The organism is Clostridium sp. OM05-5BH, from assembly GCF_003481505.1.
Taxonomy (GTDB): Bacteria; Bacillota; Clostridia; order Lachnospirales; family Lachnospiraceae; genus Otoolea; species Otoolea fessa.
Window position 1 is genome coordinate 15,233 of record NZ_QULJ01000013.1, and the last position, 12,588, is coordinate 27,820.

11 protein-coding genes are annotated in these 12,588 nt (G+C 50.9%); all 11 read right to left on the reverse strand.

Features of this window, described 5'->3' with window-relative positions:
* Positions 1 to 37: 37 nt before the first annotated feature.
* Complete coding sequence (locus tag DXB70_RS12785) at positions 38 to 811, reverse strand: cell division protein FtsQ (RefSeq protein ID WP_233430135.1); 774 nt, start codon at positions 809 to 811, stop codon at positions 38 to 40.
* On the reverse strand, positions 783 to 2,066 hold the full coding sequence (murA, locus tag DXB70_RS12790) for a UDP-N-acetylglucosamine 1-carboxyvinyltransferase (protein ID WP_118570575.1): 1,284 nt from the start codon (positions 2,064 to 2,066) through the stop codon (positions 783 to 785). The genes DXB70_RS12785 and murA overlap by 29 nt, the downstream gene beginning before the upstream one ends.
* 106 nt (positions 2,067 to 2,172) lie before the next feature.
* Complete coding sequence (locus DXB70_RS12795) at positions 2,173 to 3,327, reverse strand: putative peptidoglycan glycosyltransferase FtsW (protein ID WP_022360217.1); 1,155 nt, start codon at positions 3,325 to 3,327, stop codon at positions 2,173 to 2,175.
* 276 nt (positions 3,328 to 3,603) lie between these two features.
* Positions 3,604 to 4,953 carry a UDP-N-acetylmuramoyl-L-alanine--D-glutamate ligase gene (murD, locus tag DXB70_RS12800; RefSeq protein WP_118673436.1) on the reverse strand — a complete coding sequence of 450 codons (1,350 nt, stop codon included), beginning with the start codon at positions 4,951 to 4,953 and terminating at the stop codon, positions 3,604 to 3,606.
* 10 nt (positions 4,954 to 4,963) lie between these two features.
* On the reverse strand, positions 4,964 to 5,920 hold the full coding sequence (gene mraY, locus DXB70_RS12805; protein ID WP_118673437.1) for a phospho-N-acetylmuramoyl-pentapeptide-transferase: 957 nt from the start codon (positions 5,918 to 5,920) through the stop codon (positions 4,964 to 4,966).
* An 88-nt stretch (positions 5,921 to 6,008) separates the two neighbouring features.
* Positions 6,009 to 7,790, reverse strand: coding sequence for a penicillin-binding transpeptidase domain-containing protein (locus tag DXB70_RS12810; protein ID WP_118673438.1), 1,782 nt, complete (start codon positions 7,788 to 7,790; stop codon positions 6,009 to 6,011).
* A gap of 245 nt (positions 7,791 to 8,035) precedes the next feature.
* Positions 8,036 to 10,207, reverse strand: coding sequence for a penicillin-binding protein 2 (locus DXB70_RS12815; RefSeq protein ID WP_243099969.1), 2,172 nt, complete (start codon positions 10,205 to 10,207; stop codon positions 8,036 to 8,038).
* Entirely contained in the window at positions 10,185 to 10,607 is a 423-nt protein-coding gene (locus DXB70_RS12820) for a cell division protein FtsL (RefSeq protein ID WP_337502477.1), read from the reverse strand. The genes DXB70_RS12815 and DXB70_RS12820 overlap by 23 nt, the downstream gene beginning before the upstream one ends.
* Positions 10,608 to 10,755: 148 nt before the next feature.
* Positions 10,756 to 11,694: a 16S rRNA (cytosine(1402)-N(4))-methyltransferase RsmH gene (gene rsmH, locus DXB70_RS12825; RefSeq protein WP_118673440.1), complete on the reverse strand. Its 939-nt coding sequence runs from the start codon at positions 11,692 to 11,694 to the stop codon at positions 10,756 to 10,758.
* Positions 11,691 to 12,116: a division/cell wall cluster transcriptional repressor MraZ gene (gene mraZ / locus DXB70_RS12830; RefSeq protein WP_022360210.1), complete on the reverse strand. Its 426-nt coding sequence runs from the start codon at positions 12,114 to 12,116 to the stop codon at positions 11,691 to 11,693. The genes rsmH and mraZ overlap by 4 nt, the downstream gene beginning before the upstream one ends.
* Before the next feature lie 230 nt (positions 12,117 to 12,346).
* Positions 12,347 to 12,532 (reverse strand): aspartyl-phosphate phosphatase Spo0E family protein, encoded by a 186-nt coding sequence (locus tag DXB70_RS12835; RefSeq protein ID WP_106999723.1) that lies wholly within the window; start codon positions 12,530 to 12,532, stop codon positions 12,347 to 12,349.
* Positions 12,533 to 12,588 lie beyond the last annotated feature (56 nt).

Consider the following 12,588-nt stretch of genomic DNA (forward strand, 5'->3'; position numbering starts at 1 on the left):
ACGCATACGTGCCAGTAACGGATTTTGCCGATTCTTCCTAGTTTTTATCAAACCGGTACATCGGATTTGCATTCGATTCATCGTAGCTGTCCAGATAGAGGGTTCCGGACAGATCCGGATAATCCCGCAGAATATCCGTCAGCTCCGAAAGTTTCCCGTTCATCTCACTGTTGCTTCCCAGCTCAACCTTCAAGCTCCTGATTTGAAGCGTCGCTTCCTTTTCCTTATTAAAACGGATCTCGTCCACCGCAACCTCGTTGACCGACAGCACCTGCGTCAGGTTCAGAATCTCGTTGAAAACGCTGATATCCTCGACCGGCAGCGGCTGATGCAGCACGATATGTCCAAAGGAAAGTCCGGCAATCTTCGGCACACCCGGCAATGTCTCGCTTGTGCTCTCCACAATGATGCCGTCCTTGTCAAAATACATCCGGCTGTTCATGTAGGAAACGTAACCAACCACACTCTTCTCGTAGACGATCACCTCCACGTCCGACGGGCTGCGGAACACCAGCTTGTAATCCTGCACGAACGGAATTGACTTGTGCGGCCGGAAGCGGTACTGCAGATAGCAGAACACCGGATTCCGGCTCAGCCGCGAATCGAAAATAGACGCCTCTATCTGCTCTGCCGTATATTGCCGGTTTCCACTGACATGGATTGTATTGATCTGAAGCAGCGACAGACCGACAAAAAACGCGGCTGCCACAAGAAGTGCTGCCGCCGTGATCCAGATATGTTTTTTTCCACGGCGGCGCCATACCTTTTCCTCTGTCTTTTTTTCAATCTGTATCTTCTCTATCTCCATCATCCTCCCGGCGCCGGATCTCTGCTCCTAATGCCCGCAAGTCCCGGCAAATATCTTCATATCCCCGCTCAATATGTTCACATTCTGATACTCTGGTCCATCCGTCCGCCCCCAGGGCTGCCACCGTCAGGGCTGCACCGCCCCGCAGATCACGGGCACGCACCAAAGCTCCCCGCAAGGTTTCCACTCCGTCAATCCGAGCAATGTTCCCGCTGCATTCGATGTTCGCCCCCATTTTTTGAAGCTCCGCCGCTGTGCCAAACCGGTTTTCAAATACCGTCTCCCGCAGCATACTGGTTCCATCTGCCCGTGACAGCGCCGCCATCAAAAACGGCTGCAGATCGGTCGGAAACGCCGGATACGGTCCGGTTTTCACCGATACCGCCCGCAGGCGCTGTCCGCTGTGTACATATATAAGTTCCGGTTCCTGATAAAGCGAAACGCCCATATGCTCCAGCACCCCGGTCAATGCACGCAGCTCCTGTGTCTGCACGCCGTCCACGATCACCTCACCGCTGCAGGACGCAGCAGCAAGAAGATAGGTCCCGGCTACGATCCGGTCGCCGCCGATCACAAACCGGCTGTCATGGAGCGGCAATCCGCCTTCTATGATCAGCGCATCCGTCCCAATCCCCCGGATCGATGCCCCCATACCATTTAGGAAATGGCACAGCTGTCCAATCTCCGGTTCCCGCGCGCATCCCCGCAGAACCGTCCGCCCCACCGCTGCCACAGCGGCAAACAGGGCATTTTCCACCGCGCCGACACTCGGAAACGGAAAAATAATCTCTGCCCCGCGAAGTCCCGTTGTCTGTGCATGCAGGAAGCCGTCCGGCTCCGGTTCCTGTATTTCCGCGCCCAGCGCACGGAGTGCCCGCAAATGCCAGTCGATTGGACGTTTTCCGATCATACATCCGCCGGGGCTGTAGACACCCGCCTCGCAAAAGCGTCCCAGAAGCGCTCCCAAAAGCATAATGGACGAGCGCATTTTCCCCATCGCTTTCTGCTCGATCCGCCAGCCATTCATCTTCGAAGTATCAATTTCCAGACGGTTTCCGTGCAACGCACACCGGCATCCCAGAGAATCAAGAATCCCCATCATACAGAACACATCCTGTATTCTGGGGACATTTTCAAGCACGGTAATTCCGCGGTTTAACACCGACGCCGCCATTATCGGCAAAACTGCATTTTTCGACCCCTGCACCGTGAGTCCGCCCTGAATCCGGCACGGTCCGTGAATCTCGATGAAAGCCAAACAATCCCCTCCCACCGGCATCTATGTATTATTATATGCCAACGAGAGAAAATGGTTCTCATTTTCTACATTTCCCGAAGTAAATATGTAACTCCGCCAAATATTCCTACTGCTCCAGCTTAATCTGGTTCGAGACGCTTAACACCATCCCCATCTCCAGCATCAGAAACATGACGGACGTACCTCCGTAACTGATAAACGGCAGCGTAACACCCGTGTTCGGGATCGTATTCGTAACAACCGCGATATTTAAGATAACCTGAATCGCGATGTGTGCCATCACGCCGATCACGATCATCGCACCCATCAAATCCGGTGCATTTCCAGCAATTACCATGAAGCGGTAAATCATAAACATGAAAATCAGAATGACCGAAATCGCGCCAAACAGACCTAATTCCTCACAGATAATCGAAAAAATCATATCATTCTGCGCCTCCGGCACGAAACCGAGCTTCTGGAGACTCTCGCCCAGTCCCTTTCCAAACAGACCGCCGGAACCGATCGCGTACAGACCCTGGAGCACCTGATAACCGCCGGAACGTGCATACTGCACCGGGTTGACCCAGACATTGATTCGTCCCAGCTGATAATCCTTCAGGATATGGAGCTTTACCAGCAGATGCCCTATATAGGGGGCGACCGCCAGAAGTCCGACGCCGCCTCCGATGCAGAGGAAAAACGGCCATTTGATCTTGCACGCCACAAACAGCATCACAAACACGATGCCGCAGATGATGATACCAGAACTTAAGTTGTTCGCCGTAACCAAAAGTGCCAGCGGCGCCGACAGCGCCACGATAAATCCGACTGCCCGCAGCTGGTTGATCCGCACGCCCAGATTGGCAATCAGAACCGCCAGAAGCAGAATCAGGGAAATCTTGACAATCTCGGTCGGCTGGAACTGGAGCGGTCCCAGGCGCAGCCAGCGCTTCTTACCATGCGATGCCACGCCCAGAGGTGTAAAACGCGTCAGAAGCAGCGTCACGTATGAAGCGATATATCCCAGCATCGCAAACCGCGCAAACCAGTGATAATCTATCTTGGAGACGATATACATCGCAACAAAGCTGACACCCGCGATGCCCGCCTGACGAAGCATAAAATATCCCGGATTGCCGTAATCAAGCTGCGCCTTATAGGAGCTCGCGCTGTAAATCATGATCAGTCCGAATACCGTCAGGAAAATGATGGTAAACAGCAGACTGTAATCATAAAACCGATGTGGTTTTTTCTTTTTAATTTTTCCCGGTTCCGGCATACTTCCACTCCCCTGCTTTTTGTTGTTACAGTTTCGAAATTCTGCCTGTAAACGACAGTTTTCCTTCAAATCAGGGCTGCCGCAGACAAATGCCGGCTGCGACAGCCCCCTTAAATACATTAAGCCTTTATTCGTTACTGTTCACGCATACGTGCCCAGTAACCTTTATTCTTCCAATACCGAATTGCTGCGTGCTTTGCACTCCGCAATTCTCAAAAGTCACAATTCCTCCTGCAAGCAATCTTGCGTCGGATTTCCGACCTTTGAACCTTGGTATTACAAATTTCTCACAAACTCTTTGAATTTGCGTCCGCGCTCTTCAAAGTTCTTGAACTGCCCCCAGCTTGCACATGCCGGTGAAAGCAGGACGTTATCGCCCGGATTTGCGTAGGATGCACATACCTGTACAGCCTCCTGCAGATCTTCCGCGTACATGATATCATTGAAGCCGTGGCGTTTTGCACACTCGGCAATCTTGTCGCGGGTCTGGCCGATCAGCACCAGATAGCGTACCTTTCCGCCAAAGCTCTCGATCCACTCGTCAAACTCGGAATGCTTATCATATCCGCCTGCGATTAATAAGGTCGGTCCCGGCATCGCCTTGATCGCCTGCATCGCTGCGTCCGGGTTGGTTCCCTTGGAATCGTTGTAGTATTTGACACCAAAACGCTCGGTTACGAACTCAATGCGGTGTTCAACTGCCTTAAATTCCTTGATCACCTTCTGGATCTTCTCCAGCGGAACGCCCATGTTCATACTGATAGCAATCGCTGCCATAACATTTTCATGGTTATGACGGCCAAGTAGCTTCAGATCGTGGATATTGACAATCACGGTCTCTTTCTCGCCGTCGTTGTATACAATCTCATCCTCTTTCAGATAGAAACCTTGTTTCAGGGTGCGCAGACTGGAAAAATATACCACCTTGATGTCTTTTAAAGTCTCACCAAATTCACGCAGTACCGGATCCTCATAGTTCAGGACACAGACATCGCCCTCTTTCTGGTTCTTGGTAATGCTCTCTTTCGTCTCGATGTAGCATTCCATCGTCTTATGACGATCCAGATGATCCGGGGTAATATTTAAAATAGCGCTTACATTCGGGTGGAAATCAGTCATGGTCTCCAGCATGAAGCTCGATACCTCTGCGACGGTTACGGTCTCATCCGTTGTCTCCAATGCATGGAATGCAAACGGCTCACCGATATTTCCAACTACAAATACGCTGTCATAGAATGACTTCATGATCTCACCGGTCAGGGAAGTCGTCGTTGTCTTTCCGTTCGTGCCGGTAATGGCTGCCATACGTCCTTTGGCACAGTGATATGCAAGCTGCATCTCGCCCCAGATCGGAATACCGGTTTCACGAATCATCTCTACAAACGGTGCATCGGTCGGGATGCCCGGGCTTAAAATTGCCAGCTCCACGCCTAACAAATCCGTCTTTTTCAGCTCTCCGAGGACGAACGTGATCGTCGCGCCTTCGTCAAATTTCTTTTTCAGCTCCTCTGGATCCAGTTTTTCATTGCCATCGTAAAGCACTACCTCCCCGCCTTTTGAGAGAAGGAGCTTTGCAGCTGCAATACCGCTGATACCTGTTCCTGCTACTAATACTTTCTGACTCATAATCTTCCTCCTATAATCCTAAGTATGCTATAAGGCAAAGGATTGCCGTAATAATCGAAAATACGCCTACGACTCTGGTCTCAGACCATCCGCAGAGCTCGAAATGGTGATGGATCGGCGCCATCTTGAAAAAACGCTTTCCGCCCGTCTTCTTAAAATAGGTTACCTGAATAATAACAGATAATACTTCCACCAGATAAATCAGACCCACGATCGCGATAAAGATCGGCATCTGCATCATAAAGGCACTGGAAGCAACAAAACCACCAAGTGCCAGTGAACCGGTATCGCCCATAAACACACGCGCCGGATAGACATTGAACAGAAGAAAGCCCAGAAGACTTCCAACTACTGCGCCGGTAATCGGGCTAATGCCGCTGTTCTCCCCGATCGCCACGATCGTAAAGAACGTTGCTACCAGAATCGTCACACTGGTGCACAGACCGTCCAGACCATCTGTGAAGTTCACGCCATTGTCAGTTCCCAGAATGATGAAGAACAGTGCCGGTACAAACAGCCAGACCGGAAGCTGTAAATACTTGCCGGTAAATGGAATCAGCATCCCTGTTCCGATGTCCGGTGAGGTTACAATATAATAGGCAAAAATACCTGTGATCACAAACTGTCCGATCAGCTTCTGGATCGGATTTAAGCCCTCCGAACGTTTCATCACGATCTTGATGTAATCGTCCAGAAATCCAACCACGCCGAATCCAACGGTCATAAACAGCACCGGAATGATCTTCGGATAATCCTGGATATAGAGCAGAGACGTAATGATGATGCTGGAAAGAATTACCAGACCGCCCATCGTCGGGGTTCCCTGCTTTTTCAGATGCGTCTGCGGCCCGTCATCGCGCACCTGCTGTCCAAATTTCAACCTGTGGAGAAACGGTATCACGATCGGGCACAGCACTGCGCTGACCACAAATGCGATGATAACCGCCAGTATTGTTTCATTTACCATGTCACACCTCTAACTTATCTTCCTATGTATACAGAGATAGTTCCTCAAATTATACACTTCAATAGTATACGTCTTTTTAGGGGAATAATCAACCTCTTTTCTCCACCCCCAGATACGGCAAAATGACCTCAAACAGATCGCGGATCACCGGGGCGGCAATCGTCCCGCCATAGTAGATTCCTTCCGGTTCATCGATGGTGATGAGCGCGATCACCTGCGGATCGTCCGCCGGTGCAAACCCTAAAAATGAGGAAATATATTTTTTCCGGCTCCTTGGAAGTTTCTCCGATGTTGCCGTCTTTCCGCCGATCCGGTAGCCCTCGATCCGGGCGTTTTTTCCACTCCCCTCCGCCACCACCTGTTCCAGAATATAACGCAGCGTCTCACTCGTCTGCTCCGATAAGATTCTCTCTCCTTTTGGATAGGCAAACACGTGGACTGCCTGACCATCTGCCCGCACGGCACGGATACCGATGTGCGGTGTGATGCGCGTGCCTCCGTTGATCAGGGAGGATGCCGTTGTAATGAGCTGGATCGGCGTGATCTGAAACGACTGCCCAAAAGAGACGGTCGCCAGCTCCACCGGTCCGATCTGATCCGGCTGGTGCATGATCGTCCCCGCCTCACCCGGCAGATCAATCCCAGTCTTTCCCAGCAGACCAAACTGCTTAAAATACTGATAGTACCGCTCCGGTCCCAGCCGCTGTCCGACATCGATCAGAACAGGATTGCAGGAATTCATCATTCCCTGTAAAAACGTCTCCCCGCCGTGTCCGCCCACCTTGTGACACCGAATCTTCCGATCTTCCACGATCCGGAATCCCGGGCAGGAAAACTGATCAGTCAGGTTGACCACGCCCGCCTCCAGTCCCGCAGCGGCAGTCACGATTTTGAATGTAGACCCCGGTTCGTATGTATCATTTAAACAGGGATTGCGCCACATCTGATTGAGGAGAGCTTGTTTATTTTGCGCTGATGCTGCGTGTGACTGCACTTCATTCTTCCAGGATATGTCTTCTTCTGTTTCTGAATCTTCGTTTTTTTTATCTGTCACCAGCTCAAACGGCTCATTCAATGAAAACTCCGGTGCATTTACCATTGCATAGATTTCCCCGTTCTTCGGGTTCATCACGATGATCGAGACGCGGTTCGCATTCTTTTTCTGCATCGTCTGGTACGCCGCCTGTTCCGCGTACATCTGGATATTGACATCCAGACTCGCCTGCAGATCCCGCCCTGCCTCCGGCTCGATGCGGTCCTCCGCCTCATTTTCCAGCTCGATCCCCGCCGCGTCCGTGAGCGTCAGAATCTTGCCGTCCGTACCCTTTAAATACTTCTCATACTGTACTTCCAGACCGATGATCCCCTGGTTGTCTCCCCCGGTAAATCCCAGTACCTTCGATGCCAGACGTCCATATGGATAATATCGCTTATAGTCCTCATCCACCTTGACCCCCTCCAGGCGCCTTGCCCGGATCGCATCGCCCCGCGTTTTCTCTACATTGGACTTGATCACCTCCCTGGAAGATCGTTTTTCCGTCTTTTTCCGCACCTCTGTCTCCGGAAGTCCCAGTTCTTCGCTCAAAACCCGGATAACTGCCTCCGGATCTTTTATCTGATTATGAATCACAGAGATGGTACACACAGTCCGGTTATCGGCGATCACCGTTCCGTTCCGGTCAAGGATCCGCCCGCGCGGCGCTTTGATACTGCGCTCCCGCCGATGCAGCTCCTCCGCCATCTGGCTGTAATAATCCGCTTTATACAGCATGAGGAAGAACAGTCTCCCCGCTAATCCTGCCATGCACAAGCAGATGGCGGCGCACAAAAAGACAGTTCTTCCTCTGTGATGCGTCCGGTTCCGATTCATACTGCTTCCTGTCTGATCTCATTGCTACAGTATATCATAAGAACCGTTTCTTTATTCTGTATTTTCGTTACTGTTCACACACGTGTGCCCAGCAACGGGATTTTGCCGATGCTACGCATTCCAAATCAGCAAAATCTGCAGCCAGAACTGTATCGTACGGATTTTTCAGTTCAGAAAATTCCTACCTGTGAACAGTTACGTATTTTCCACACAAGATAGATAACTCTTCCCGACAGGCACAATTCTTAATCTCCCGCTGCCTGCGCTTCCTGGGAAGCTGCCGTTTCTCCGGCATTATCCGCTGTTCCGGTGTCTCTGCCCGTTCCAGACATTTCTCCGTTTCCAACCGCCGCCGATTCATCCTGCACATTTCCCATCGTATCCGGATAGCTGTACTCGTCTCCGGAATCGATAAATTCCTCATCGTAGTTCGCCCAGCCGCCCTCCGGAGCCGGAGTCGTCTCTGCCGGTGTTTCAGCTGCATTCGGATCCTCGGTTGCTGTGCCGCTTATAATGCCTTCTTCCTGGCTGGAAAGATTGGTCTCGAGATCCTGTGCCGCGCCTCCTGCCGGGAATACATTCTTATATGGAAGGACTTCCGCCATGATCTTGCTGAAAATCTCGCTGGCAAAAGTCGAATGTGCCTGCTGCTCGCCCGGCAGATGCGGGGTATCTACTACCACATAGCAGAGTACCTGCGGATTGTATGCCGGTGCATATCCGATAAAGGAAACCAGATAATTCTTCTCCGCACGCGGCTGCTTCTGCGCCGTACCTGTCTTACCAGCCACTTCGTAACCGGCAACTGCCGCCGCGCCCGCGGTACCGCCATCACCTGATACTGTCTGGTAAAGCGCATTATTAATGAAGTTCGAGGTCGATTCCGAAACCGTCTCTCGCACCAGATTTGGGGAAACGGATTTGACAACGGATCCTTCGTCGTTCAGAATCTCTTTTACCACATGCGGCTCATAATAGGAACCGCCGTTGATTAAGGACGCATATCCAGCTGCCATCTGCACCATCGTACAGTTATAGTTCTGTCCAAATGCGTTGGTCGCCAGAGATGCCGGATCCATATTGGATGCCTGATAAATCAGACCGGACGCCTCGCCCGGAAGGTCGATGCCCGTCTTCTCGCCAAATCCGAAAATCTTCTGATACTGGACAAACTTCTCTTTTCCCTCCAGTGATACAATACGCATCATAACGACGTTGCAGGATTTCATCAATCCCTGTGTGATCGTCAGCGGTCCGTGGCCGGCTCGGGCAACACACCGGATATCCCAGTCTCCGAAATGCAGTTTTCCGCCGCACTCAAAGACCTCGTTTCCGGAAATCGCGCCTTCCTCGATCGCCCCGGCTACCGTAAATGCTTTCTGTGGAGAACCCGGCTCATAGGAGTCGCTCACACAGAAGTTTCTCCACATTTTATACCACGCCTCGGACTTCGTCTTTTCATCCATCGCCTGGATTTCCTCATCCGTATAGTAGGCACTTAAATTGTACGGATCGTTCAGATTGTAACGGGTCGTCGTATCCATCGCCAGGATCTCACCGCTGTTCGGATCCATGACGATCGCCGCCGCCAGATTACTTCCAATGCCCGCCTGCCACTCATCCAGATATTTCTGGACAATCTTCTGGATATTGACGTCGATCGTCAACTCCAGCGTCTTTCCGTTCTGCGCCGGTTTTACCGTTCGCTCGACGTTCGAATCGCCGTTTAAATAACCGTACTCACGACCGCTCACACCGTTCAGGATATCGTTATAATACTGTTCAACACCGCCGGATGCATTGCCATCCTTGAGGGCAAAACCAACCACATTGCATGCCAGCTCATTGTACGGATACGTTCTCTTATATTCTTCCTCGAACCATACGCCCGTGATACGCTGGTTGCCGCCTTCCTCCGTCGGCAGCGCCCGGTATTCCTTGTTCTTGTCCTTCTCATAAGTCTCAAACTTCTCTTTGTCTTCCGCTGGAAGCTGTTTCGCATAGATCACATACTGGCTGTCTTTTTTCTCCTCGATCATCGCCTGCAGCTCGTCCCGCTTGTAACCGAAGCACTCCACCAGCGCGTCCAGCGTAGCATCGAGATACTGGTAGTTCTCCTCCGTATCCAGAATCTGCTTCGGATCGACGACCAGATTGTAAACCTTCTCGCTAATCGCCAGATACGTCCCGTTCCGGTCGATAATATTGCCGCGCTTGTAGGGAATCGTGCGGCTCTCATAGTCCTGATGGCTCAGGACTATCTGATTGTACGACTCGCCCTTACTTTTTACCAGATTATAAAGCACCAGCACCAATGCAAACAAAGCCAGCATAATTACCAGGACGGTAATTGCCAGCTTTTCCTGCATATATTTCCGAAAGGTCTGTCTGCCGTTAGTGTTTTGGGATGTCCTCATACTGTCTTACATACTCGCTTTCCGTCTTGTCATATAAAAGAATCTGATCCTTATTTGCATATACCATGCCGAGCTCTTCGGTCGCCACTTTATATACATGATCCAGATCCACATACGTGTCAATCCGGGTCTGAAGTGCATCATTCTCGGACTTCAGGTTCTCCAGTTTCAGCTCCAGATCCTCAATGTGGTTAATACGGGTCGTGATCGACGCCTGCTTATGCAGATAATTCATACATAAAACCAGCGTAATCAGCGCAGCGATGGTCAGCGCCAGCACATACGGTCCGTTCATGTAAAGCGCCTTTTCCTGGTTGCGGCGCACGGCGTGTTTATGCCGGTACTCCTCTCTCTCATCTCTTTCTGGTCTTATCTCCACGGTTCTCTGAACTTTTCGCACGGTATTACCGTCCACATACGTGGAGGCCGATACATGTTGTCTCCTTCTGACAGACATAACGTTCCCTCCCTGCTCTTTCGCTTTTTCTCTCTTTTATCTCCCCCGCACCTGAAACGATCTCTGTTCTGCGGTGCAGTTATGCTTTTGTTTATGATTTTTCAAATACCCGGAGCTTTGCGCTCTTGGAACGCGGGTTTTCTTCCATCTCCTGATCGGTCGGAAGAATCGGTTTTCTTGTAATCACCCTGCCGCGGCTTTTGCGTCCACAGACACAGACCGGAAAATCCGGCGGGCAGATGCATGGATTTTCATTCGTCCGAAAACGGTTCTTTACGATTCTATCTTCCAGGGAGTGGAACGTAATGATCGAAAGCCGTCCGCCCGGTGCCAGGCGCTCAATCATCGTATCGATCGAATCTTCCAGCACATCCAGTTCCCGGTTTAACTCGATCCGGATCGCCTGAAACGTACGCTTTGCCGGATGACCGCCGGTCGCCCGGACCTTTGCCGGAATCGATGCCCGGATGATCTCCGTCAGCTCGCCTGTCGTCTCAATCTCTTTTTTCTGTCGTGCCTGAACGATGTGTTTTGCAATATTCTTCGCAAACCGATCCTCACCGTAGTCCCGGATGATCCGGTACAGTTCCATCTCACTGTAGGTATTGACGATGTCCTTCGCGGTCTGCTCATTTCTCTGATCCATCCGCATATCCAGCGGCGCATCGTCCTCGCGATAGGTAAATCCCCGTTCCGCTGTGTCAAGCTGGAAGGAAGAAACACCCAGATCCAGATAAATTCCATCCACCTGCGGAATCTCCAGCTCATCTAACACCTGTGCAATCCGCTCATAATTGCTCCGCACAACGGTTATCTTATCTCCAAAGGGAGCCAGACGTTCTGACGCAGCCGCAATCGCGTCAGCATCCTGATCAATCCCGATCAGGCGTCCGCCGTCTCCCAGCCGTGCCGCCACCTCGCTCGCGTGACCGCCGCCTCCCAGTGTCCCATCCACATAGATACCCTGGAGCTTTACACAGAGACTGTCAACCGTCTCATTTAATAATACTGATTTGTGATTAAATATCATATGCCAAGGCCTTCCATATTTTCTGCAATCTCTTCCATGTCATCATAGACATTCTTCTCCGCCCAGGTCGCCTTGTTCCAGATCTCGATCCGGCTTCCGACGCCGACCAGAACAACCTCCTTCTCGAGTCCTGCAAAATCCCGCAGAACCGAAGGAAGCAGGATTCGTCCCTGACGATCCACCTCACACGCCGAGGCACCTGCCAGAAAGAAACGGGAGAATTTTCTGGCATTCTGATTGGTAAGTGGGAGTGCCTGTAACTTCTCTTCGAACTTTTTCCACTCGGTGTTATCGTACACAAAAAGACAGCCATCCAACCCCTTTGTCACCACAAATTCGTCTCCAAGCTGTTCCCTGAACTTCGACGGAACGATCAAACGCCCCTTCGCATCGATTGTATGATTGTATTCTCCCATGAACATATCAATCACCCGTCATCCGATGTGTACCACTTTTGTGTCCCGAAAATCCATTTCGTTCCACTTTTCACCACTTTCTACCACTTGTTATGTTTATTTTAGTACATGCCCATCAAAATGGCAAGGTCTAAATCGAAAAAAAATCAGAAAACTCAGGCACCGGTTCTTTTTCCGAACACATGTACCTGAGTTTTCTGTACTTATCTATATTTGTTTCTATTTCCACTCTTATTTTATAGCGCCGTCTCCAGCCCTCTTTCAGTCTCCGTCTCCAGCCCGATATACTGATTTAAGAGTTTGTCAAGCTCCACACTGTAGTGATAAATTGTGTCATATGCTGCCTTTGTGTCAATATTTTGATTCAGCTGCTGTCTTGCCCGTTCAATCTTTTGAACTAATTCTTCTCTCATATCCGCCATCCTATGCATTCTCCTTTTCTATTCTCTAGTGCCATTCCTCCTTACTTCACTGTCAT